This is a genomic window from Mycoplana azooxidifex (genome assembly GCF_014196765.1).
Classification (GTDB): Bacteria; Pseudomonadota; Alphaproteobacteria; order Rhizobiales; family Rhizobiaceae; genus Mycoplana; species Mycoplana azooxidifex.
The window spans coordinates 200409-223985 of the sequence record NZ_JACIEE010000007.1 but is presented as its reverse complement, the minus strand read 5'-3'; the positions used below and the strand labels follow the sequence as shown (position 1 = coordinate 223985).

Below are 23577 nucleotides of genomic sequence, written 5' to 3'. Positions count from 1 at the left end.
CTCAAATGCGGCGCCGGGCGCCGACTGTCCTGCGGCCGATCCCTTCAGTGGAAGATGATGCCGCCGTCGACATTCAGTGATTGCCCCGTGATGAAAGAGGCGTCGTCCGAAGCGAAGAACGCAACCGCGCCGACCACGTCCTCCGGATTGCCGACGCGGCCCATCGATGTCTTTTCGAGAACCTTGCGAAGGGTCTCCGGGTCTTCGAGATGGGTGCGCCCCATGTCGGTGGCGATGACGCCGGGGCAGACGGCGTTGACGGTGATGCCGTCCTTGGCGACTTCCCGGGCTAGGCCCTGGGTGAAGTTCACCACGGCCCCCTTCGAGGCGCAGTAATGCGTCTCGGTCGGACCGCCGAGCTTGCCGCCGATCGAGGCGATGTTGATGACCCGGCCGCGGCCGTTCGATCGCAAGTGCGACAGGAAGGCTCTGGTGACGAGGAACGTCCCCTTCGTGTTGACAGCAAACATCCGGTCCCATTCGTCCGGCTGGATATCGTCGGCCAGATGGACGGACCGGACCCCGGCATTGTTGACGAGGACGTCAAGTCGGCCTGCCTTGGCGAGCAGATCCTGCGCCATGGCGTCCACGGAAGCAGCGTCGCTGACATCGCAATAGGTGATCTCGCACCGGCCACTGTTCGACGTGATTGTCGCCACCAGATCGGTGAGCTCGGCCTTGCGGGCCGGCAGGTCATTGGCGAACACGAGGTAACCCTCGGCCGCCAGCCGTTCGGCGATTGCCCGTCCGATACCTCGGGATGCACCGGTGACCAGTGCCGTCTTGTTCGCGCCGCGTTGGGAAATCATTGGAGTGCTCCGTCTTTGACTAGGTTGAGCATCAGTCCTTCACGGCGCCCATGGTGACGCCGGACACGATGTGTTTCTGCATGAAGAAGGTGAAGAGGACCGGCGGCAGGCACTGAATGACGGACGCCGCCGCAATGTATTCCCAGTAGACGCGACCCGTGCCGATGAAGGACGAGATGACGACCGGAAACGTCTTGGCTTCGCGCGTCGTCAGGAACAGCGCGAGCATGAACTCGTTCCACGCGAAGATGAAGACGAAGGTGGCAACCGCCGCAAGACCGCTCTTGCTCAGCGGAAGCACGACGCCCGTGAGCACCTGCCACCATGTGCAGCCTTCGAGGCGAGCGGCCTCGATGAGTTCCTTCGGGACACGCCGGACGAAGGACATGGTCATCCAGACGGCGAAGGGAAGATTGAACCCGGCATAGGCGATGATCAGCCCCGGAAGGGAATCGAGCAGGCCCGCCCCACGAAAGATCACGAAAAGCGGCACGGCCGCGGCGATCGGCGGCATCATGCGTGTCGAAAGAATCCAGTCCGCCAGCGCCTCGCGGCCGCGGAAACGGTGATTGACCAGCGCAAAGGCCGTCGGAACCGCCAGGACGAGCGCCAGGATCGTCGCGCCGACGGTGGCAATCAGAGAATTGACGATGAACGGCCAGAACTGCGTCAGCACGTCCTGGAAATTCTGCAGATAGGTGAAGTCGGGAATCCAGACGGGCGGGATCGCGATGATGTCGGCCGTCGGCTTGAACGCGGCCAGCGCCATCCAGAGCAGGGGGGCGATGGACACGAAAACGAACGCCAGAACCAGGACCATCGGCCCAACGTCGCGCGGCCGGAACTTGGCGCTAGTCATTTTCGATCCTCCTCAGAAGACGCACGGCAAAGGTTGTGATGACCATGGAGATGACCAGGATGATGACTGCCGCAGCCGAGCCGACGCCCGCCTGGAAGAACTGAAAGTTTTGCTGGTAGGCGTAGAGGGTCAGAACCATCGTCGAATCCCCCGGTCCGCCGCGCGTCGTGACATAGACCACGTCGAAGAAGCGCAATGTATCGATGATGCGCAGGATGACGCCGAGCAGGACGATGCCCTTGATCGAGGGTATCTCCAGCAGGGTCAGGACGTGATGCCACTTCGCCCCGTCCACGCGCGCGGCCTCGTAGAGATCGGAGCGGATCGACAGCAGACCGGCCATGATCAGCAGCATCATGAAAGGGGTCCATTGCCAGATATTGATCAAAAGGATCGAGATCATCGCCGCTGTCGTGTCCCCGAACCACGGAACCGGACCGAGACCGACGCCGCCCAGCAGGTAATTTGCAATGCCGAGGACGGGATTGAAGACATAGGAGAAGATCATGCCGACGATCAGCGGCGTGACCATCATCGGCAGCATGAACAATGAGCGCAGGCCATTGAGCCATTTCAGGTGGCTCAGGCTGACGAAGGCTTTCGCAATCACGAAGGCGATCACGATTTCGCACGTGATGGAGGTCACGGCAAGCATACCGGTATTCACCATGGCCCGCAGAAACAGCGGATCGCTGAGCAGGTTGATGTAGTTGTTCGCGCCAACGAAAACCGCGCGCTTCATGGCCGTAAGCTTCACCGCATGCAAGCTGAGATAGACCGAATAGATGAATGGCCAGATGGTCAGCAGGGCCAGGAAGATGCAGGTCGGCGCGATGAACGCGGTCCTCTGGAATCGGTCGCTGTGAATGAAGGCGCGCCGTGGCGCTTCCTGAGGCGCGCCCGCCCGCATTGCAATATTAGCCATCGTGAGATCCTCCGGTAGACATGAAACCGGGGGCGAACGGCGCGCCCGCCCCCGGGGAGTGTTCGCTAAAGCTGGCCGTTGTCCTGGAGAAGCTTCGTCACGTCCGTGTTCGCGGCATCCATGGCGTCCTTGGCGCTCAGCTCGCCGATGATCGCCTTGTTGACGTGGGCTCCGACCGTATCGATCAGCTGGAACGCGATGGAGTGACGCGGGCGGACTTCAGCCCAGGAATCCTTTTGCCCTTCGAGCAGTACCGAGGTCCAAGGGAACTTCGCCTGAATGTCCTTGTCCTCCATTGCAGACAGACGGCTCGGCGGCCCGCCGGCCAGGACGAAATCACGATGAACCGGCTTGCTGGCGAACCACTTCAGGAAGTCCCAGGCGGCGTCCTTCTGCGCGCCGTGCGTATTCACGCAGGCTACCCAGCCACCGACCGGAGTGATCGTCTTGCCGCCATCCTTGTGCGGCATCAGCGCCGCCTTGAACTTGCCGGCGATCTGGCTCTGCTTCGGATCGTTTGCGATCTGGGCGCGCACGGACCAGTCATTGATCATCGCCAGCTTGCCGGCCGCAAACGCGTTGGCGCGTTCGTCCCATGCGAAGGATTCGACGCCTGGAGGACCGTAGGCAACCATGTCGCGGAACAGTTGGACGAGATCGACCGACTCCTGCGAGTTGAACAGTGGCGTCTGGTCCTTGTAGGGCTCGGCGGAGCCGATGTCGTTGGACACCCAGGGCTTGCCGCCGGCGCTGTAGATCCATTCGAACCATTGCTGGCCGGCCGCCGCACCACGCTTGTTGTTCATGGCGTAGCCGTAGACGTCGGGAAAGTCCTTGTTGTTGGTGAAGAATGCTGCCGCGTCCTTCAGCTCTTCGAAGGTTTCAGGCACCTTGCGTCCAGCCTGCTCGAAGAGATCCGTGCGGTAATACATCAGCTCGTAGTAGATGCCGACCGGAAGGCAAACGCGTTGCCCTTCCCAGCTCGCCTGGCCGGCGGCTGCAGGCGTGAAGTCGTCCCAGGCATAGAGATCGGGATTCTCGGCAATCTTTTCTTCCACGGGGTCAAGGCAACCGGCTTCGGCGAACTCGCCGATCCAGATGCCGTCAATCAGCATGACGTCGTAGCTGCCGTCGTTCTGGGAGCACGCCAGCAACTCCTTTTCGTGCAGGGCGTCGTAGCCGTAGCCATCGACCTCGATCTTGGCGCCGGTCACGTCGGTGAAGCCGTCCTTGACCGCCTTGATGGAATCGATGAAGGGGTCCGTGATCGTCATGACGCGCAGGGTCTTGCCCGAATGTTCGCCAAGCTGAGCCTTCCAGTCGATATCCTGTGCCAGGGCAGCAGGCGCACTGAGCATCGCCATGGCGGAAATTGACCCGATCAGTTTTGCATGCAGCATGTGTTACTCCTCCAAGTTGACAGGCGCGTTCTCCTACAGCCTCCGACGGCGCCCGAGCGTCGACAAAGCTCCTCCTGTGCGGCGGGTCGCTCCGCCACATCGGTTCTTCCTTAACGGTGCCTCTTATCTCCGCGTGCGCCTCTGCACGCTAAGCGGAGCTTACTCCAGCAGTCTTGGGTGCTCCGGTGGATGCCCGGACCACCAGCTCGCATAGAAGTCTCTCCCGCGCCGGCGGCTCACCCTCGTCATCGAGGTGTCCGCGCAAGCGGTTCCAAATCGTACGCCCGATCTCCTCCACGGGCTGGCGTATGGCGGTCAGCGGCGGCTTAACCGCATGCATCCAGGAATAGTCGTCGAAGCCCATGACAGAGATGTCGTCAGGAACCGACAAGCCGGTCTTGTGGGCCGAGGCAAGAATTCCCAAGGTCGCGAAATTCGTGAGCGCGATGAAGGCGGTCGCCTGCTGCTCACCCTCCATGAACGTTCCGAGCCGTTCCGAAGCGGTGTCGAAATCGAGCCCCACCTCGATCAAGGTCGGCGAAGGCAGCCCCTGCTTTGCCAGCACCGCTGCTATTCCCTCGCAGCGCTCGCGAATGTTCTGCAGTTTCATGGAAGAAGCTGCGACGACGAACCGGGCGTGACCAAGCGCAACCAGGTGCTCGGCCGCCTGCCGGCCGGCATCGACGTTGTCGACCGTCACGGCATCGCCTTCGAAATACGATGGGACACGGTCGGCGACGACGAACGGAATGCCACTGCCCATAAGCAGTTCGCGGCTTGAGAAATCGTCGTTGCACGGGATGATCACCACACCCGCCGGACGCCAACCAAGCAGCGCAGCCAAACGGCGGGTCTCCTCCTCCGCGTCGCCATGAGAGCTTGCGACGATGATATCGTAGCCTTCGCCGCGGACCCTGGCCTCGATCGAGGCGATCAGGCTGGTGAAGAACGGGTTGTTCAGGTCCGGAACCAGGGCGGCGACAATTCTGGCTTTGCCAGCCCGAAGCTGCGAAGCGGCTCGGTCAGGCTGATACCCCAAATCGGTCGCAGCACGACGCACACGCTCCACGAGGTCGCTCTTCACAGCACGGTTGCCGCTAAAAACATTGGACACGGTTCCTGCGGAAACACCCGCCCGTTTCGCAACGTCTTTGATGGAGATGACCATACTGACCGGCCCCTCCCAAGGCGCATCCAGTTCTGTAAAACGATTTACGAAAAACGTTTTACAGAACTATCAGAATCTTTCAAGTCATTTGTGCGGGTTCGTTCATTCTCAGTGGCACACATGGACAAGGCTGTTTGGACTGTCGTTTATCACCGCAATCAGGTCGGGCTCTAGGAGCTGGTGCTCGCGCGAACCCGCTGGCTGCTGACAGGCCACTTTTCGGATGCCTCAACGAGCACCTCCTCACCAGCTATGCGCACGCCTAGGCCGGATCGACATTCAGCGTAACCAGATCATAGCGGCGGCGATGTGGATGAAGCCTTGGAAGTGAATGGTCCTGCGGTCGGCGGCACTCGCGCTCTATCTCGCGCTTAAGGCAGGGTGGCAGATCTCGCCCGTCGGCTGTGCTCAGCACCTCTAGCTGCTCACGCTCGCCTGGCTGGTTTGAAGTCGCGGATGCCCTGGGTCATCAAGAGGCCTTTGACCCGGCTCGAATGCTGGCCACGTTCATTGACCAGCCGAGCCCGTTCCCGGCTGCGACGGCGGTCGTTCTCCTGCTCGAGGTTCGGCACGCGCACAACCCGGCAGACCCGCGGCTCGCCGCGTTCCAGCACCATCAGCGTGCGCAGCAGCGCCGCCGCATCGAGGCGATCCGTCTTGGCCAGGCGTGACCGGCGGTCGACGAGGATGCTGGCCGCATCGAGAACTTGATTGTCGATGCCGCGGTCGCACAGGAAACGATGCAGCCAGAAACCGTCGTAACCGGCCTCGTAGCACGACATCACCTGGACAGGACGCGCCAAGGCGGCCTGCGCCTGTTCGCGCCGGCGTTCAATGAGAGCCATAAGCCCTTCGGTGTCGCCTCCTTGCAGGCGATGCAGGCTGATCTTGTCGGCCGCCGGCGAATGCAGAGCGACAAGCCAGGCCGACTTGCTCAATTCCAGCGCCACGAAAATTGTGGCAGTCTTCTCGTCGATGGGCGGCAGAGCAACGGATGAGAGATTCATGAGACGTCTCCAAGGTTAGGATGTCGGACCCCGAAACCTTACCTGAGTTCCGCGGCCCGTCGCCTCATGGGATCTTTTCCGGATGCCGCCTGCTGATGGGCACGAACGATCGTACTATCGATCATCAGATACTGGCTATCGCGGTCTGCCGTCAGCGCCGCGAACACCCGTTCCCATATGCCGGCATGGCACCAGCGGCTGAACCGGCGATGCACCGTCTTCCACTTGCCATAGCGCTCCGGTAAATCGCGCCAATGTGCACCCGAACGCAAGACCCAGAGGCAACCATTGATAAACATGCGATTATCCGGGCCGGTCCGGCCGGGATCGCCAGCCTTGCCGGGCAACAACGATGCAATTCTCAACCATTGCCCTTGATTCAATTCATACCGCTTCACACCCACACAAAGTCCTTCGTGGTTCAATCCGGCCGCATCTATTGCGTGCAGAAGGCAAAGTTGCCGATCCGCCTCGCTTGACGGTGCGGCTCGCAAACGGCTATCTGGAAGACGACGGTTCCCCGCCCACGAAGCGGAGGGGAATAATAGGGAACACGGTGCGGAAGACCCAATTAGGGACCAAGACCGTGGCTGCCCCCGCAACTGTAAGCGGATTGCCGTTCATCCTCGTGGCACCTCGGCGCCATGCCACTGCGCGACGCGCGGGAAGGCAGATGAACGGCGCATATCCGTAAGCCAGGAGACCTGCCGTCCAGCATCGATCCAACGTCACGGGCGGGGAAGCCCGGAACAGGAGTTTACCATGACGACTATCGGCGCCTTGCTGTGCGTCTTCACGCTGCCTTTCCCGAGACCTGGCGATCCTTCGAGCGGCCTGACGGCTTTTCCGTTTTCAACGCCGCCCTGCGCGGCCTCCTAGCTATTTCGGGGAAATTCCATGAAAATTCATTTGAAACAACCGCTTCGCGCGGGTTTTGTCGCCCTGTGCCTGGCCGCATCGTCCTTCCATGGCCAGGCGAGTGCCGCGGAGACGAGCTATCCGCTGACGCTGCAGAATTGCGGACGTCCGGTCACCTTCGAGGGCGCACCGTCGCGCACGGTCTCGATCGGCCAGAGCAGCACCGAGATCCTCTATCTGCTGGGGCTTGCCGACAAGGTGGTCGGAACCGCGCTCTGGGTCGGGCCGGTGCTGAAGGGTTATGAAGAGGTCAACGCCCGGATAGACCGGCTTGCGGACAACGATCCGAGCTTCGAGAGCGTGCTGGCCAGGAAGCCGGACATCATCGCCGTGCAGTTCCAGTGGCAGGTCGGGCCGGAGGGCGTGGTCGCCAGGCCGGAGCAGTTCGAGGAACTGGGAATTCCGGTCTACACCTCGCCGTCCGATTGCGTCGGCAAGGAAAACTCCGCCGCCAGCGACGGCGTGCGCCATCAGGTCTTCATCATGGATCTGGTCTATCAGGAGATCCGCGAGCTCGCGCAGATCTACAACGTCCAGGACAAGGGCGAAGAGGTCGTCGCCGACCTGAAGAAGCGCGAGGAGGCTGCGCGCTCCAAGGTCGCGTCCGCCCAAGGCAAGCTGTCGGCCGTCTTCTGGTTTTCCAGCGCTGCCGATGCCGATCCCTATGTCGCCGGCAAGAATGGCGCCCCCGGCTACATCATGTCGGCGCTCGGCATCGAAAACATCATCACGACCGACGACGAGTGGCCGACCGTCGGCTGGGAAACGATTGCCACGGCCGATCCGACCATCGTCGTCGCCGGCTCCATGGAGCGCCGCCGCTATCCGCTGGACAGCCTCGAGGCCAAGCTCGATTTCCTGAAGACCGATCCGGTCGCGAGCCTGATGCCGGCGGTGAAGAACGGCCATGTCTTCGACATGGACGCACAGGCGATGAACCCTACGATCCGGACGATCGAGGGCATTGAGGCCCTGGCAGACGCTGTCGCCAAAGCCGGCCTCGCCAAGTGAACCGGACGCTGACATCGGGCGGACGGACGGGCGCGGCTTTTGCCGCGCTCGTCATCCTGCTGCTGGCACTGTGGATGGGGGCGGCAATCGGCGAGACGGCGATCCCGATGGCCACGGTCGCGCAGACGGTGGCGAACCGGCTGTGGAATGCCGGCTATCCGCTGGAGCCGATCGACGAGGGCATCATCTGGAGCTACCGGCTGAGCCGGGCCGTCGTGGCGGCGTCCTGCGGGGCGGCGCTGGCGCTCTCCGGCGCGGTCCTCCAGTCGCTGCTGCGCAATCCGCTCGCCGATCCCTACATCCTCGGAATTTCCGCGGGCGCCTCGACCGGCGCGGTCGGCGTCGCGATCCTGGGCATCGGTGCGGGCGTGCTGACCCTGCCGCTCGGGGCCTTCGTCGGCGCGATCACAGCCTTCGTGCTGGTCAGCATGCTGGCGGTGAAGGCCGGACGCGGCACGGCGGCGATCATCCTCGCCGGCGTCGCGGGCTCGCAGCTCTTCAACGCGCTCACCTCCTTCATCGTCACCAAGGCGGCGACGGCGGAGCAGGCGCGCGGCATCATGTTCTGGCTGCTCGGAAACCTGTCGGGCGTGCGCTGGGCGGATGCCTGGCTGGCCGTTCCGGCGGCACTCGTCGGCCTCGTCGTCTGCCTCTGGCATGCGCGCCCGCTCGACGCCTTCACCTTCGGCGCGGAATCGGCCGCCTCGCTCGGGATCTCGGTGCGACGCACCTATCTTGCACTCGTCGGCGTGTCGGCGATGATGACTGCGGTGATGGTCTCGATCGTCGGCTCCATCGGCTTCGTCGGCCTCGTCATCCCGCATGCGGCGCGGCTCCTGGTGGGCGTGCGCCATGGCGTGCTGCTGCCGGCCGCGGCCCTGACCGGCGCGGTCTTCATGATCCTCGCAGACATCCTGTCGCGCACCATCATTCCCGGCCAGGTCCTGCCGATCGGCGTGATCACGGCGCTCATCGGGGCGCCGGCCTTCGCCTTGATCCTCGCAAAGGGGAGGGCGCGCGCATGAGGCTGGCGGCCAGTCGCGTTTCATGGTCGGCCGGCGGCGGCGACATTCTCAAGGATGTGTCGCTGTCAGTCGAGGCCGGCGAGTTTCTCGGCATCATCGGACCGAACGGCTCGGGAAAGACGAGCCTGATGTCGCTGCTTTCCGGCATCCGCAAGCCCAGGTCGGGAGAGGTTCTGCTGGACGGCGTGCCGATCGGCGCGCTGGGCCGGCGCACGGTCGCGCAGCGGCTGGCGCTGGTCGAACAACAGGCGGAAACCGGCGAGCGCATCACCGCGCGCCAGGCCGTCGAGCTTGGCCGCACGCCCTATCTCGGCCCGCTGTCGCCCTGGTCGCCCGACGACGACCGGATCGTCGATGCGGCGCTGGACAATGTCGACATGGCCGATCTTGCAGGCAGGATCTGGCATACCCTGTCGGGCGGCGAACGCCAGCGGCTGCACATCGCCCGCGCGCTGGCCCAGCAGCCGCGGATTCTCCTCCTCGACGAGCCGACCAACCACCTCGATATCGGCCACCAGATCGGCCTGCTCGACCTGGTGCGGCGTCAGGACCTGACGGTGGTGGCGGCGTTGCACGACCTCAATCACGCCGCCATGTTCTGCGACCGGATCGCCGTGATGCAGGCCGGCCGGCTCGTCGCTTTGGGGCGGCCGCGGGACGTCCTGACCGTGGAGCGCATCCGCGACGTCTTCGGCGTGGATGTTGCAATCGAGCACGAGCCGGACGGCGGCTGCCACATCCGCTTCCGTCCCGGGAGAACGCCGCCGGAGCGGCGTACCGCTCCCGCCGTTGCCCTTGCGACAACGGGAACCTGATGCCGATGGATGCGCGCAACCACCATCTGAAGGAAGATATCCGCGAATACTGGTCGAAGCGGTCGGAGACGTTCGATCTCGCCTTCGGCCACCGCATTCAGCCGGGGCCGGAGCTCGACGCCTGGACAGCCGCAATCCGCGGCGCACTGGGGGAGGCGCCGCGCAGGGTGCTGGAGCTTGCCTGCGGCACCGGGGAGGTGACCAATGTCCTGCTCTCGCTCGGCCATGACGTGATCGCGCTCGATTTCTCCGAAGCGATGCTGAAGGTCGCGCGGGAGAAGCACGCGGGAAACGAAAGGGTTCGCTTCATCCTTGCCGACGCGGAGCGGACGATGGAGCCGGACGAAAGCTACGATGCCATCGTCTGCCGGCATCTCGTCTGGACCCTGACTGAGCCGGAGCAGGCGCTTGCAGACTGGTTCCGGGTGTTGAGACCGGGCGGCCGGCTGCTCGTATTCGACGGGAACTGGGCAAGGCCGACGCCGATCGGACGCCTGGCCCTGCTTGCGGTCAGTGCCGTCGAGCGCTTCGTCGGCCACGACCCGCACTATGACGGGGCGATGAGCGAGCGCCACCAGGCGATCATGGGGCGCCTGCCGTTCGGGGAAGGGCTGACGGCCGAAAGGCTCGTGCCGCTCGTGGAGGCCGCCGGCTTCGGCGATATCCGGCTGATGTCGCATCGCCCGATCGCCGCTGCCCAGCGCCGGACGGCCGATCTTCGCAACAGGCTGCGAACGCTGCTCTATCGCCGCTTCATCCTTGCAGCCTCGCGGCCGTCAGCAACGGGCGGGCGAGCGTGACGAAGCGCGGCATCTGAGACGCATCGGCCGCGTCCCCTTTCCCACGGCACGGAACGAAAGACGCCCCTGGGCATTTCCTTTGGAGGTTTGCGAGGGAACGACGATCCAGATGCAGGAAGATGCCACGCGCGCTGACAATGTGATCGCGAATCCCAGGTGGACGACGCATCGGGGCGGCACGTCGCCGGTCGTCGGCACCGCCATCCACGACGGTCATGCGGTGCGGCCCGATATCCTGCGGAAGATGCGGATTTCGGAGGACGAGCGGCTGCGCGAGGAGGATCCGTTTACGGGTCTGACGATCGGCGACCTGCGAAACCGCATTGTTTTTCACCAGTCCCGCTTCGAGATCGACCTGAACCGTCCTCGCGACGGCGCCGTCTACCTCCGGCCGGAGCAGGCCTGGGGCATCGATGTCTGGCGCGAGCAGCCCTCGCCGGCCATGGTGGCCGAAAGCCTTGCGATCCACGACGCCTACTATGCCATGCTCGAGGCCTATCTTCGCGACATCGAGGAGCAGCACGGGCGTTTCGTCGTGCTCGACATCCACAGCTACAACCACCGCCGGACCGGTCCTGCCGCAGATCCGACAGACCCGGAGAAGGCGCCCGACATCAACATCGGCACCCACTCGATGGATCGCGAGCGCTGGGCGCCTGTCGTCGATGCTTTCATCGATGTCGCCCGCAGTTTCGATTTTCTCGGCAGGCGGCTGGACGTGCGCGAGAACGTGGCGTTCGAGGGGCGCGGCCAGCAGACGCGCTTCATCCACGAGCGCTTTCCCGAGAACGGCTGCGCGCCGGCGGTGGAGTTCAAGAAGATCTTCATGGACGAGTGGACCGGAATGCCCGACCCGCGCGCCGTCGCAGCCCTTCGGGAACTGGTCAACGCGTCGGTGCCGGCGCTGGAAAGGGCGCTGCGGGAGGTTTCATGAACGCGGCGAAAACGGAAGCCAAGGAACGGCCGGCAAGAGAAGGCTTTGCGCTGGACGAGGCACTCGCGGCACTGGAGGCGGGCAAGTCCGTGCGCCAGGAGTTCGCGGGCGGCCGGCTGCATATCGACCGGCCCTTGCCCTTCCTCTGCCTGCATGTGGGCGCTGCCGACACTCACACGGTCGCCCGCGAGATTGCGGCGGCGCATGCGTCCTATCTGCTTGTCGGCTGCGTCGAGGACGCCGTGAAGATCGTTCCGCCCCTTGCGGATGCCCTGCGGCGGCGCTTCGGCACGTTCGTCCTGCTCGACGTCGACGAACTGGAGCGGGATCGGCTTCTGTCGGAGGACGCGCCCTTCCTGCAACCCTTCGAGGTCAGGTTGTCGGCGACGGCTGGCACCTCGGCCACCGCCGCGATGATGGCCTTTGCCGGGGCGGTGGAGGCCTTCAAGGCCCGCTTCCGCACGCCGCGGGTCGAGTGCCGCAAGGCGGAAGACGACCCGTGCGTCCGCTCGCAACTGCTGGGGCTGCACCTGCCGCTCATGACGCTGCGTTTCGCGCCGATCCATCGTTCTCCGGGTTCGGAGATCGTCTATCCCGAACTGCGCCAGCGCATCGTCGACAACTTTCTCGATGCCGGCCTGCAGGCGTTCACGACGTTTCTGACAGAAGAAGGGCTGCCGAAGCCCGCCACCCATCGGGCGTTCGGGCGCAAGGCCTTCATCGATGCCGTGGAGCGCGCCGACCGCGGCATGGACGAGGTCGCTTCCAGCTTCGACTTCCTGCTCGCCGTCACGCCGATCAATGCGAATGCGGCATGGCAGGAATTCAAGGCCGGTGGCTTCGACCGCCCGCCGCGCTTTCTCTATCGACCCCTGGCCCTTCTGGTCGAGCGCGAGAAACGCCGCCTCTATTCGATCTCGCTCGACCGGCTCGAGGACCCCGTCCTTCATCAGCTTTATCGCGAGAAGCGGCAGGAGCTCGACCTGCAACTGACGCTGATCGGGCATCGCGAGACGGTGCGCTTCGTCGAGTTCGGCCGCGCCCTCTATGGCCTGGTCGAGCCGCCGCTGCTCGAAGGCGCCCTCGACGTGCTCGAGCGCACCCGTGGTGCAAGGCGCATGCCCTCGCTTGCGCAGGGGCACGACGAGGCCGTGGATTGCGGGTTCGTGGAGCGCCGCGCCCGGGCGATGATCTCGGATTATCATCGGCGATACGACGGATTTGACGCCGCGATCGAGGTGCGCGACGACGTGCCGGCCGGTCTGATGGTGTCGGGCAGGCGGCTCCTCATTTCGCGACGAACGCGCATGATGCGTCATCGCGTCGAGGCGCTTCTCAGCCACGAGGTGGGCGTCCACCTGCTTACCTACTTCAACGGATCCGCGCAGGGTCTGCGCGTCTTTCGCACCGGTCTTGCGGGGTACGAGGGTATGCAGGAGGGGCTGGCGGTCTTTGCCGAATATCTCGCGGGCGGGTTCACCTCGGAGCGACTGCGGCTGCTGGCTGCGCGCGTGGTCGGCTGCGACCTGATGCTTTCGGGCGCGTCCTTCGTCGAAGCGTTCCGCGTCATGACGGGGGAGCATGAGCTCGATCCTGAAACGGCGTTTGCGCTTCTGCTTCGCGTCTATCGCGGCGGCGGGCTCGCAAAGGATGCCATCTATCTTCGCGGGCTGCTGACGCTGCTGAGCCACCTGAAGGCCGGCGCGGCACTCGATCCGTTCTGGATGGGCAAGATCTCGGCGGCCCACTTCGGCGTGATGGAGGAGTTGGGCGCACGCGGCCTGCTCAAGGCGCCGATCCTGCGGCCGCTCTGCCTGGAAACCGAACGTGGCCGCGAACGCCTTGCCAGGGCGCGCGTCGGCCTGTCCCCCCTTGCCATGCTCGAACCTTGAGGAGAGCACCACATGCGCATCGCCTTTTTCGTCAATTCGATCGAGGGGGAGACCCCGACCTACACCACGACCGGGCTCGCTCTCGCCGCCCTGAGCCGGGGCCACGACATCTGCTACCTTACGCCCGGCGACTTCGTGCTGCGCGCCGATGACAGCCTGAGCGTGCGCGGCCGCACCCTACCTTCCAAGCGCTACAAGAAGGCCGAGAGCCTCCATGCCGCGCTGCAGGGCGAGGAGGCGGCCATCGAGACGATGGACGTCGGCGATATCGACGTCGTGTTCCTGCGCAACGACCCCTCCCTCGATGCAGACACCCGGCCCTGGGCGGCCCATGTGGGGGCCATGTTCGGCCGCCTGGCCGCCGCCCGCGGCGTCGTCGTCGTCAACGACCCAGACGGCCTGTCGCTCGCGCAGAACAAGCTCTACTTCCAGGAGTTCCCGCCGGCGGTTCGGCCGGAGACGCTGATATCGAAGAGCATCGACGAAATCCGCGGCTTCCTCGAGGCGCATCCCAAGGGCGCGATCATGAAGCCGCTGCAGGGTTCCGGCGGCAAGAACGTGTTCAAGATCGGCTCACCCGACGAGACGAACCTCAACCAGATCTTCGAGGCGGTCAGCGGCGAGGGATACCTGATCGCGCAGAACTATCTGCCTGCAGCAACGGAGGGGGATATCCGCCTGTTCCTGATGAACGGCCGGCCTCTCGAGCGGGACGGCAAGTATGCGGCGATCCGCAGAGTTCCCGCGAAAGGCGAGGTGCGGTCCAACATCCACGCCAGCGGCACGGCCGTGGCGGTCGAGATTACGCCGGAGATCCTCGCCATTGCGGAGACGGTCAGGCCCAAGCTCGTGGAGGACGGCATGTTCCTAGTGGGGCTGGATATCGTCGGCGACAAGATCCTCGAGATCAACGTGTTCACGCCCGGCGGGCTGAACATCATGCATGACCTCTACGAGGTCGACTTTGCCGAAACTGTCATCGAGGCACTGGAAAACAAGGTCGCCCTGCGCGACGCCTATGCGGGGGCGATCGCCAACCGGATGCTCGCCACCCTCTAGGGTAACCGGCAGCCGGTCCTCCGCTTGAAGGCGGCCATCCGCGCGGTTCGCGGACTGCCCGAAAGGGAGAGGAAATGGAGGCGTGCTGAGGCCTCGCTTTCGGGGCAGTCGCCCCGTCTTCTCCTCTGCCGCATCTCCGATGCGATATCATTGGATCACGACGCGCCCTTGACGTAAGATACCTCAAACAAAGGGGTTCACGCCTGTGGCGGCATATGCCTTGGCTTTGGGGAGAGCCGTAGGCCGTGCAGATCACGAGAGACCTTCCGGTCCAACTGGAAGCCCCGCCGACGGATAGCGTAATCAAGCCGGCTGGCCAGGATGCAGGCATGCCAGGCGTACGACGCAAGCCTTGATATCGCTGCGTTCGCGGCGACCTGTGGGGGGAGGATTGGGCGTGTTTCTCGATTATTTTGCGCTCGGCGTGCTGCTGTTTACCGTGCTGACACTGTTCTACGGAATCATCGCCATTCACGATATTCCGCACAGGATCGCCAAGTCGCGCAAGCACCCGCATCAGGACGCCATCCATGTCGCCGGCTGGGTCAGCCTGTTCACGCTGCACGCCATCTGGCCCTTCCTCTTCATCTGGGCGACGGTCTATCGCGAGGATCGCGGATGGGGCATCCGCCGGGACGGAAAGCTGCAATCCGAGATCCAGGCGAATGCCGAGGTCGCCCGGCTGCAGGCCCGCGTTGCCGAGCTGGAAGAAAAGCTCGGGCAGAGGGAGATCGCCTGATGGATCTTCTCCTCATCCTGACCTATGCGGCGATCTGCGTGGCGATCTTCAAGATCTTTCGGGTTCCGGTGAACCAGTGGACCGTTTCCACCGCCGTTCTCGGCGGGATCTTCCTGATATCGGCCCTTCTCCTGGTCATGAGCTACAACCATCCCTATTCCGGGGACGGCCGCATCTACTTCACCTCAGCGCCCGTGATCCCGGCCGTTGGCGGCATCGTGGTCGATGTTCCGGTGAAGACGAACGTGCCGCTGAAAAAGGGGGAGGTGCTCTTTCGCATCGACCCGCGCCCCTACCAGTACACGGTGGACCAGAAGAAGGCATCGCTTGCGGAAGCGGAGCAGTCGGTGCTCCAGATGAAGGCCGTGCTCGACGGCGCGGTCTCGCTCGTTACCGGTACGGAGGCATCGCGCGACAGAGCCCAGCAGAGCTACGAGCGCTATCTGGAGATTTTCGAGAGCTCGAAGTCCCGCACCGGCGAGACGGCAGTCTCGGAGCTCGAAGTCGAAAACCGCCGCGGCGCCTATCTGACGGCGCAGGCGGCCGTCGGCACGGCCCAGGCGCAGGCCATGCAAGCGCGGCTCGCCTATGAATCGCAGATCAACGGCATCAATCCCACGGTGGCCCGCCTGCAGGCGGAATTGCGCAACGCGGAATTCGATCTGGACCAGACGACGGTGCGAGCGCCGAGCGACGGCTCTGTGAGCCAGGTGTTCCTGCGTCCGGGCATGATGGCAAATCCCCTGCCGCTGCGTCCGGTCATGGTCTTTATCAGCAGCGAAGAGCGCATCCTTGCCGCCGCCTTTATCCAGAATTCGCTCCAGCGCGTTCGCGTCGGCGACGAGGCTGAAGTGTCGTTCAAGGCCGTTCCCGGCCGGATCTTCAAGGCCAGGGTCGGCAACATCATCGACGTCATGGCGCAGGGGCAGCTGCAGCCCACAGGCGCGCTGATCGATCCCCAGGCGCCGGAACGGCTCAATCCGGGACAGACGCTCGCCGTGATAGACATTCAGGACGACCTCAGCGCCTACCAGTTGCCGGGCGGTGTCGTCGCGGACGTCGCCGTCTACACCGAGCACTGGCATCATGTGGCGATCCTGCGCAAGGTCTTGCTGCGGATGAGCGCCTGGATGAACTTTGTATTCCTCGAGCACTGAAAACGGCCGCGCCCCGCAACCGGCGGCAACCGCTCGGTCTTGTGTGCGAAGTCGGTGACCCGGTGCTTGGCGAGAACAGGCGGAAACGATGAGCAACAGCTTTGGCCTGCCGATGTTCCGAGGACTGTCCGGCTACAGGGTAGCCTGGCTGCGCGGAGATATCTCGGCGGGACTGTCCATTGCGGCGGTCGGCCTGCCGAGCGCGATCGCCTATCCCGCCATCGCCGGCCTTCCACCGGAAACGGGCATCTACGCGAGCATTGCAGCGCCGCTCGCCTATGCCGTCTTCGGCGATTCCCGACGCCTGATCGTCGGTCCCGATGCGGCCACGATGACCGTCCTTGCAGCTGCGATCACGGCCATTGCCGCGGCAATGCCCGCCTCGGCCGGGGTCGACCGGGTAGGGATCGCGGCTGCCCTGGCGATCGGTGTCGGCGTGCTCTGCCTGGCTGCCAGGGTGATGCGCCTCGGCGTGCTCGCGACCTTTCTCTCCCGCCCCATTCTCGTCGGCTTCTTTGCCGGCATTTCGGTGTCGATCCTGATCGGCCAGATCGGTCGCTTCACCGGTGTTAGGATCGAGGCAGACGGGTTGCTCGCTCCGCTGATCGAACTCGTGCAGAAGCGGGCGCTCATCCATTGGCCGACGGTGGCGCTCGCGCTCGCCATGTTCGCGGTACTGCAGGCGGCCAGGGCGCTGCGGTTTCCGGTGCCCGGCCCGGTGGTTGTCGTCGCAGCCGCCGTCGCGATGTCGGCGCTGTTCGATTTCAAGGGAAGGGGGATCGCTGTCGTCGGCGATATTCCCACCGGCTTTCCCACTCTTTCGCTTCCTCCCCTCGCCAGCCTGCCGATTGACGGCCTCCTCCTCGGAGCGGCCTCGGTGTTCCTCGTCAGCTTCGGATCCGGCATCGTCGCGGCGCGCAGCTTCGGTGCCAGGATCGGTGAGGACGTGGACGCCAATCGGGAGCTCGCGGGCCTCGGCAGCGTCAATATCGCCAGCGGGCTCTTCGGCGCCTTCCCCGTCAGCTTTTCGGATTCCCGGACGGCGATCAATCTTTCCGTCGGCGGCCGGTCGCAGCTCGCGGGCGTGGTCTCGGCGCTGGCGCTGATCGCGACGCTGCTCTTCCTCAACGATGCCCTGCGCATCCTGCCGGTGGCGGCGCTGGCGGCGATCCTGGCAGCGGCCGCCATCAGCCTCATCGATATGGCCGAACTGAAACAGATCTGGCGGATCAATCGCGTGGAGTTCGTCTTCGCGCTGATCACCATGTGGGGTGCCATCAGCATGGGTGTCCTCAACGGCGTCGTCATCGCCATCGCCGCCACCCTCGTCTACCTGTTGCGCAACATGATGTACCCGCGCGACGCCTTCCTGGGGCGCATTCCCGGAAGCGATGGCTTCTACAAGCTGCACCGGCGCGCCGAGGCGCAGGCCGTTCCAGGCCTCGTAGTCTGGATGCTGGAGGGCAGCCTGCTGTTCTTCAACACGGACTACGTTCATGATCGCTTGCGCGCCATCATCCTGGAGCTTCCGCAGGGCACACGCTGGTTTATCCTGGATGCAAGCGCCATCACCCAGATGGACAGCACCGCGACCGCGATGATCGACGAGGTCCGGCAGGAATTGAGGGACCAAGACGTCCAGATCGGCCTCGTCGAGGTTCATGCCGAGGCGCGAATCCTCCTGGAGCGGGCCGGCGTGATCGACCGCATCGGTACCGATCGGGTGTTCGACGACCTCGAAGATGTGTTGCAGGCGTTCCGGGTCCACGAAATCGAAAGCAGGCAGCCGCTGGAAGCTAGCGTCAATCCGAGGAGATGAGGCGATGAGCAAGCACAAGGGCGAACGGGCAGCGTCTTCCGCTCCGGCGGAGGACAAGAAGAGCAGGAAGAAGAGCTACGAGAAGCAGATGGCGCGCCTTCAGGTGGAACTGGCGCACCTGCAGGCATGGGTCAAGAAGTCGGGCGCGCGCATTGCCGTCATCTTCGAGGGCCGGGATGCCGCGGGCAAGGGCGGCGTCATCAAGCGCATCACCGAGCGTGTCAGTCCCCGCGTGTTCCGGGTGGTGGCGCTGCCGGCGCCGACCGATCGGGAAAAGACGCAGATGTACATGCAGCGCTACATCGCCCACCTGCCGGCGGGCGGCGAGATCGTCATCTTCGATCGCAGTTGGTACAACCGGGCCGGCGTCGACCGGGTCATGGGGTTCACCACCGAGAAGAAGGCCCGGCGCTTTCTGGAGCTGGCACCGCGCTTCGAGGCGGCGATCGTCGAAAGCGGAACGATCCTGCTGAAGTATTTCCTCACCGTCAGCGAGGCGGAGCAGGAGCGCCGTTTCCACCAGCGTATCGACGACCCCGTGCGGCAATGGAAGCTCAGCCCGATGGATCTCGAATCCTACCGCAAGTGGTGGGACTATACGCGCGCCTATGACGAGATGATCCGCATGACCGACAGTGCGCACGCGCCCTGGTGGATCGTGCCCTCGGACGACAAGAGGCGCGCACGGATCAACTGCATCTCGCATCTGCTCGATTCGATCCCCTACGAGCGCGTGAAGTTCGATGAGCCCGAGCTTGGCAAGCGTCAAAAGCGCCCCGACGACTATGTCGAGGACAAGGCCCCGCGAAAGGTCGTGCCCGAGATCGAGTGGTGATCCCCTTGAGGCCCGCGGGCCCTTTGCGTCACGGTGCTATGGGCGGGTCCCTGGCGATCGGCGCGGGATTCTCGACCGGGGGCGGCGGGCCGTCCGGATGCCGTACCCAGGCGACGATCAGATCGTAGAACACGCTGAGGACGATCGGCCCGAGGAACAGGCCGATCAGGCCATAGGAGATCGTGCCGCCGATCACACCGGTGAGGATCACCAGCATCGGCGTCGACAGGCCGCGCGAGACGAGGATCGGCTTCATGACGTTGTCGATCACTGCGATCGGCACGAGAAGCAGGGTCAGGGCCAGCGCCATCCCGGTCGACATCGACAGCCAGCCCCAGATGATGACGGGCAGCAGCACCAGGCCCGGACCGAGCTGGATGATGCAGAGAATGAGAATGACGAACGTCAAAATGGCGGTGGCGGGCACGTGGAAGCCATAGAGCACCATCCCGGCCAGAAGCGTCTGGAGCAGGGCGACGCCGATGACGCCGCTCGCCACGTTGCGGATCGTCGAGGTGGCGAGCCGGATGAAGCCTACGCCGCGTTCGCCTGCGATCCGGTGAGCGAAGCGGTTGGTGTTCTCCGCCAGCCGCGGCCCGGGCACGAGCAGAAAGCCCGATACGATCACCGAGGCCATGAAGGCCAGAAGGCCCATGCCGATGCTCGCGACCTTGCCGAGGACGGCGCCGCCGGCCTTGATCAGCGTGGGCTGGAAGCGATCGATGGTCTCTGCCAGGTTGCTGGCTGCAAGGGACCAGGCCCGGTACAGGTCCTCGCCGAAAACCGGCCATTCGCGAAGGCCGGCCGGGGGGCTCGGAAGGTGCAGCGTGCCCTTGTCGAGGTTGCGGGCGAGATGCTCCGTGGCCTCGAGAAAGCCGAGGCTCAGGGCCGTGAGCGGTCCCAGGATGAGAGCGAGGTTGAGCGCAGTCAGCGTGATCGCGGCGAGCCGCTTGCTGCCGCCAAGGGCGACGGTGAGCGCCCGGTATGCCGGGAAAAGGGCCACGGCCAGGATCGCCGCCCAGATGATGATGACCAGGAACGGCGCCACCAGCTTCAGCGACCAGTAAGCGAAAAGCCCGACGATGCCGAGCCTGACGAAGTCGGTGATTCTCGTCTCGATTTCACCCGTGCCCTGTTGCCCGGCGGGATTTGGGGCAATGTTCTTGTCCATGCGCCACCTCCGGACGCTTGCCGCGGTCGAGATGCCATCCGCGCTCGCGCCCCCGAGGCGCGGCGTCATGCTGAAACGGGACGCTTGCGATGTTTCAGGCGACCGGCGGTTCCCAGTTCAGGTAGAAGCCGATATCGCCGGGAACGCCGCCGGGGAAATTGATGACCATGGCCTTCAGGTGGTAGCCCTTCGGCTGGGCGTTGGCCTTGAAGGCATCGAAGAGCTCCTTCGCCTTGCCCTGGAGCGTGCTCGGCCAGTCCGGGTCGGCATTGTTGATCGCCCGGCCGCTGTCGCTGCAGAAGTTCGACGGGAAGCTGTAGACCAGCGCCTCCATCTTGCCTTCCTTGACCGCCCGTATGACGACGTTGCGAATGATCGCCCGTTCCTCTTCGCCGACATGCTTGTGGAAGAAGTCGTCGGCGAACTTCGACAGTTCCTCCTGTTGGCGCTTCCTGATCTGGTCCTCCCGGTCCATCTCCGCCATCTGCTGCGTGAGGATGTTCTTGCGCAGGTCATCGGCGCTGGGGACGGCAGGTCTGCCGGTGTCTGCCTTGTCATTCTGGCTCATGGCGCACCTCCTGGAATGTTGATTGGAAAGATGACGCATCCTGATCGCCGGGCCGCCGCGGTATCGGCCCGATATCGCTGCCGGACGGTGCGAAATGATACCAACAATCCCGGCCTGGAGCGAGTACGTCGAACGAGGTGCTTGCGGCCAACTTCCGACCCCGTATCCTGCTGTTCGGTGCAAAGAGGCGACAGGGAATGCAGGAGCAGGGTGCCGCGGCCATGGGGAACGACAGTAAGGGCGGCGACTGGGTCATCGCCGTGCCGGTCGTGGCTGCACTTGCCCTGCTCGGCGACCGGGACGTGCTCGACCGGGCGGAGCGGCGGCAGGTCGCAGGCTTCGTCCGCGACGAGGACAGGCACCGCTGCAGGGCCGCGCACCTGCTGGCGCGCGCGGCGATCGGGGCATCCACGGTTCGCGACCCCGCAGGCCTCGCGTTCCGGCGGGAGCCGAACGGCAAGCCGGCTCTCGTCGATGTGCCGGGCGTGGACGTCAACCTGTCCCACAGCGGCGACTGGATCGCCGTCGGTATGTCCGGTTCCGGACGGGTCGGCGTCGATGTGGAGGCTGACAGGCCGGAAGCGTTCTGGCGCGAGATCGTCGCGTCTTTCCTGTCCCCGGAGGAGGTTTTGAAAACGACGCCGCCCGGCACGGTCGAGTTCCTGAAACTGTGGACGGCCAAGGAGGCGGCCGTGAAGGCGGAAGGCAGCGGTCTGTCGATCGCGCCCGACCGGATCACCGTGGAGCGCCGGCCGGATGGATTCCGTGTCGGCCTTCCCTCGGGCACATACGATGGATGCTGGCTGCGTCTCGACGACGGCCACATGCTCGCGGTAGCGACGGACGGGGCGCCCTTGTGGCTCATTCGGTGCCGCGATCCGGACGATTTGCGACAGGCCCTGCATGGCCTTGCCGGTCTCGCCACGAATTCATAGTGAAATGCCGGCGTGGTCGCCTGAAAGCTCCGCAGCGAGGGTCCGATCAGGCGGCCTTCACGTCTGCCTGGCGCAGGGCATCAGGCTTGCCGTAGAGCCCGATGTTCGCGTCGCCCCACGTCTTCAAGGCCAGCAGGACAGGCTCCATGCTCCGCCCCAGCGGCGAGAGGCTGTATTCCACCTTCGGCGGAACCTGGGCGTAGACCTTGCGATCGACGAGGCCGTCTTGCTCGAGTTCGCGCAACTGATTGGTCAGCATGCGCTGAGTGACGCCGGGAATTTGCCGGCGGATCTCGTTGAACCGGAGTGTGCCGCCCAGCAGGTGAAACAGGATCACCGACTTCCACTTGCCGTCTATGAGCCCGATCGCCACCTCGACCGAGCAACCCGGACTGCAATCGAAGCGGCTGTGGCGGACCTTGGCCATGACAGTATCCTTTTGTGCACTATAGGCTTTATTTGTGCGTATTGCGTCCAGACGAACATAATCCCATCCTTGTGGCATATCAACTTGTCTCAAGGAGAATGTCATGAAAGCCGTTGCCTACAAGACCGCAGGAGATCTGGACCGGTCGGACGCGCTGGTGGATGTGGAACTGGAACGGCCGGCTGCCGCGGGCAGGGACATCCTGGTCGAGGTCTCCGCCGTTTCCGTCAATCCGGTCGATTACAAGATCAGGAAGGGGGTCTCGGCCGAGCCCGGCCAGTGGAAGGTTCTGGGCTGGGACGCGGTCGGCCGCGTGGTCGAGGTCGGCGAGAACGTCCAGTCGTTCGAGCCGGGCGATCGCGTCTTCTATGCCGGTTCGCTGATCCGCCAGGGCGCGAACAGCCAGTTTCACCTGGTCGACGAGCGGATCGTCGGGCACGCGCCGAAGACGCTTTCCGACGCCGAGGCGGCTGCGTTGCCGCTGACCGCGATCACGGCCTGGGAGATGTTGTTCGATCGGCTCGATATCCGCAGGCCGGTTGCCGGTGCCGCCAGGTCCATTCTCATCGTCGGCGGTGCCGGCGGTGTCGGCTCGATCGCGATCCAGCTGGTGCGGGCTCTAACCCACCTGACCGTGATCACCACGGCGTCGCGGCCGGAGACGCGGGACTGGGTTCTGGAACTCGGCGCCCACCACGTGATCGATCACGGCAAGCCGCTGGCCGACCAGGTGGAGGCGCTCGGCATCGGCGCGCCATCCTACGTGTTCTCCACGACCGAGACGCATCGCCATCTCGCCGAGATCGTCAAGCTGATCGCGCCGCAGGGGCGCTTCGGCCTGATCGACGATCCGCAGAGCCTCGACGTCACCGGCTTCAAGCGGAAGGCGGTTTCCATCCACTGGGAGCTGATGTTCACGCGGTCGATCTTCGAGACCGCCGACATGGACGAGCAGGGCAAGCTGCTCAACGCGGTCGCACGCCTCGTCGATGAAGGACAGGTGAGGACGACAGTGACTGAGGTGCTGAAACCGATCAATGCCGCCAACCTCAAGCAGGCGCATGCCGTTCTGGAAAGCGGCAAGGCCAGGGGCAAGATCGTTCTGGAGGGCTTCTGACCGCACCGGGCAGGGCGAGGCGAGCGTGCGCTCGCCCTGCGGGCCGCATCACACAAGACGGCGTGCTGTGAGGCCGCTGGCGCGCATTGCTGAGGTCTCCGTGATAGCGTAGGCTGTCCCTGTGGAGGCGTCGGTCCTTCACGGGGGCCGGCACGCCGCACGTGTGGGCATGAGGGCATGGGCCGCT

22 protein-coding genes, 1 pseudogene and 1 riboswitch are annotated in these 23577 nt (G+C 64.5%); of the genes and pseudogenes, 13 read left to right on the top strand and 10 right to left on the bottom strand.

Annotated elements, in window-relative coordinates; translation table 11 throughout:
• Positions 1 to 44: 44 nt before the first annotated feature.
• The 7 genes and pseudogenes from GGQ64_RS17740 to GGQ64_RS17710 form a co-directional block, all read right to left on the bottom strand.
• On the bottom strand, positions 45 to 809 hold the full coding sequence (locus tag GGQ64_RS17740) for an SDR family NAD(P)-dependent oxidoreductase (RefSeq protein WP_183806645.1): 765 nt from the start codon (positions 807 to 809) through the stop codon (positions 45 to 47).
• 31 nt (positions 810 to 840) lie between these two features.
• Positions 841 to 1668, bottom strand: a complete 828-nt coding sequence (locus GGQ64_RS17735) for a carbohydrate ABC transporter permease (protein WP_183806644.1) — start codon at positions 1666 to 1668, stop codon at positions 841 to 843.
• Positions 1661 to 2593 (bottom strand): carbohydrate ABC transporter permease, encoded by a 933-nt coding sequence (locus GGQ64_RS17730; protein WP_183806643.1) that lies wholly within the window; start codon positions 2591 to 2593, stop codon positions 1661 to 1663. The genes GGQ64_RS17735 and GGQ64_RS17730 overlap by 8 nt, the downstream gene beginning before the upstream one ends.
• Before the next feature lie 65 nt (positions 2594 to 2658).
• On the bottom strand, positions 2659 to 3993 hold the full coding sequence (locus GGQ64_RS17725) for an extracellular solute-binding protein (protein WP_183806642.1): 1335 nt from the start codon (positions 3991 to 3993) through the stop codon (positions 2659 to 2661).
• Positions 3994 to 4141: 148 nt separating this feature from the next.
• The gene (locus GGQ64_RS17720; RefSeq protein WP_183806641.1) at positions 4142 to 5161 is read right to left on the bottom strand and encodes a LacI family DNA-binding transcriptional regulator; all 1020 of its coding nucleotides are present in this window, start codon (positions 5159 to 5161) and stop codon (positions 4142 to 4144) included.
• A 425-nt stretch (positions 5162 to 5586) separates the two neighbouring features.
• Positions 5587 to 6168 (bottom strand): transposase, encoded by a 582-nt coding sequence (locus tag GGQ64_RS17715; protein ID WP_183806640.1) that lies wholly within the window; start codon positions 6166 to 6168, stop codon positions 5587 to 5589.
• A gap of 53 nt (positions 6169 to 6221) precedes the next feature.
• Positions 6222 to 6566 (bottom strand): annotated as a pseudogene (locus GGQ64_RS17710) (IS5 family transposase); the annotation flags it as partial.
• 98 nt (positions 6567 to 6664) lie between these two features.
• Positions 6665 to 6894: riboswitch (cobalamin riboswitch) on the top strand.
• A 171-nt stretch (positions 6895 to 7065) separates the two neighbouring features.
• Here GGQ64_RS17710 and GGQ64_RS17705 point away from each other — a divergent pair.
• The 11 genes from GGQ64_RS17705 (at position 7066) to ppk2 (ending at position 19172) form a co-directional block, all read left to right on the top strand.
• The gene (locus GGQ64_RS17705) at positions 7066 to 8097 is read left to right on the top strand and encodes an ABC transporter substrate-binding protein (protein WP_183806639.1); all 1032 of its coding nucleotides are present in this window, start codon (positions 7066 to 7068) and stop codon (positions 8095 to 8097) included.
• Positions 8094 to 9122 carry an iron chelate uptake ABC transporter family permease subunit gene (locus tag GGQ64_RS17700; protein WP_183806638.1) on the top strand — a complete coding sequence of 343 codons (1029 nt, stop codon included), beginning with the start codon at positions 8094 to 8096 and terminating at the stop codon, positions 9120 to 9122. Before GGQ64_RS17705 ends, GGQ64_RS17700 begins: the two co-directional genes overlap by 4 nt.
• Entirely contained in the window at positions 9119 to 9937 is an 819-nt protein-coding gene (locus GGQ64_RS17695; RefSeq protein ID WP_183806637.1) for an ABC transporter ATP-binding protein, read from the top strand. Before GGQ64_RS17700 ends, GGQ64_RS17695 begins: the two co-directional genes overlap by 4 nt.
• 5 nt (positions 9938 to 9942) lie before the next feature.
• Entirely contained in the window at positions 9943 to 10737 is a 795-nt protein-coding gene (locus tag GGQ64_RS17690) for a class I SAM-dependent methyltransferase (RefSeq protein WP_183806850.1), read from the top strand.
• Positions 10738 to 10846: 109 nt separating this feature from the next.
• A complete protein-coding gene (locus GGQ64_RS17685; protein WP_183806636.1) occupies positions 10847 to 11671 on the top strand; it encodes an N-formylglutamate amidohydrolase in 825 nt (274 codons plus the stop codon).
• Entirely contained in the window at positions 11668 to 13563 is a 1896-nt protein-coding gene (locus tag GGQ64_RS17680) for a flavohemoglobin expression-modulating QEGLA motif protein (protein ID WP_183806635.1), read from the top strand. The genes GGQ64_RS17685 and GGQ64_RS17680 overlap by 4 nt, the downstream gene beginning before the upstream one ends.
• 12 nt (positions 13564 to 13575) lie before the next feature.
• Positions 13576 to 14622: a glutathione synthase gene (locus tag GGQ64_RS17675; protein WP_183806634.1), complete on the top strand. Its 1047-nt coding sequence runs from the start codon at positions 13576 to 13578 to the stop codon at positions 14620 to 14622.
• Between the two features lie 397 nt (positions 14623 to 15019).
• A complete protein-coding gene (locus GGQ64_RS17670) occupies positions 15020 to 15361 on the top strand; it encodes a DUF3302 domain-containing protein (RefSeq protein WP_183806633.1) in 342 nt (113 codons plus the stop codon).
• The gene (locus GGQ64_RS17665) at positions 15361 to 16518 is read left to right on the top strand and encodes an HlyD family secretion protein (RefSeq protein ID WP_183806632.1); all 1158 of its coding nucleotides are present in this window, start codon (positions 15361 to 15363) and stop codon (positions 16516 to 16518) included. The genes GGQ64_RS17670 and GGQ64_RS17665 overlap by 1 nt, the downstream gene beginning before the upstream one ends.
• A gap of 88 nt (positions 16519 to 16606) precedes the next feature.
• On the top strand, positions 16607 to 18337 hold the full coding sequence (locus tag GGQ64_RS17660) for a SulP family inorganic anion transporter (protein ID WP_183806631.1): 1731 nt from the start codon (positions 16607 to 16609) through the stop codon (positions 18335 to 18337).
• A gap of 4 nt (positions 18338 to 18341) precedes the next feature.
• Positions 18342 to 19172 carry a polyphosphate kinase 2 gene (gene ppk2, locus GGQ64_RS17655; RefSeq protein WP_183806630.1) on the top strand — a complete coding sequence of 277 codons (831 nt, stop codon included), beginning with the start codon at positions 18342 to 18344 and terminating at the stop codon, positions 19170 to 19172.
• A gap of 28 nt (positions 19173 to 19200) precedes the next feature.
• Here the strand turns inward: ppk2 and GGQ64_RS17650 are convergent, their stop codons facing one another.
• Positions 19201 to 20343 (bottom strand): AI-2E family transporter, encoded by a 1143-nt coding sequence (locus tag GGQ64_RS17650; RefSeq protein WP_183806629.1) that lies wholly within the window; start codon positions 20341 to 20343, stop codon positions 19201 to 19203.
• 94 nt (positions 20344 to 20437) lie between these two features.
• Positions 20438 to 20911 (bottom strand): hypothetical protein, encoded by a 474-nt coding sequence (locus GGQ64_RS17645; RefSeq protein ID WP_183806628.1) that lies wholly within the window; start codon positions 20909 to 20911, stop codon positions 20438 to 20440.
• Between the two features lie 221 nt (positions 20912 to 21132).
• Between GGQ64_RS17645 and GGQ64_RS17640 the strand changes: the two genes are divergently transcribed.
• Positions 21133 to 21846, top strand: a complete 714-nt coding sequence (locus tag GGQ64_RS17640) for a 4'-phosphopantetheinyl transferase family protein (protein ID WP_210300297.1) — start codon at positions 21133 to 21135, stop codon at positions 21844 to 21846.
• Between the two features lie 46 nt (positions 21847 to 21892).
• On the opposite strand, the gene GGQ64_RS17635 is transcribed toward GGQ64_RS17640, so the two are convergent.
• Positions 21893 to 22273: a winged helix-turn-helix transcriptional regulator gene (locus GGQ64_RS17635; RefSeq protein WP_183806626.1), complete on the bottom strand. Its 381-nt coding sequence runs from the start codon at positions 22271 to 22273 to the stop codon at positions 21893 to 21895.
• A gap of 103 nt (positions 22274 to 22376) precedes the next feature.
• Here GGQ64_RS17635 and GGQ64_RS17630 point away from each other — a divergent pair, with 103 nt between their 5' ends.
• Positions 22377 to 23390 (top strand): zinc-binding alcohol dehydrogenase family protein, encoded by a 1014-nt coding sequence (locus GGQ64_RS17630; RefSeq protein WP_183806625.1) that lies wholly within the window; start codon positions 22377 to 22379, stop codon positions 23388 to 23390.
• Positions 23391 to 23577: the final 187 nt, after the last annotated feature.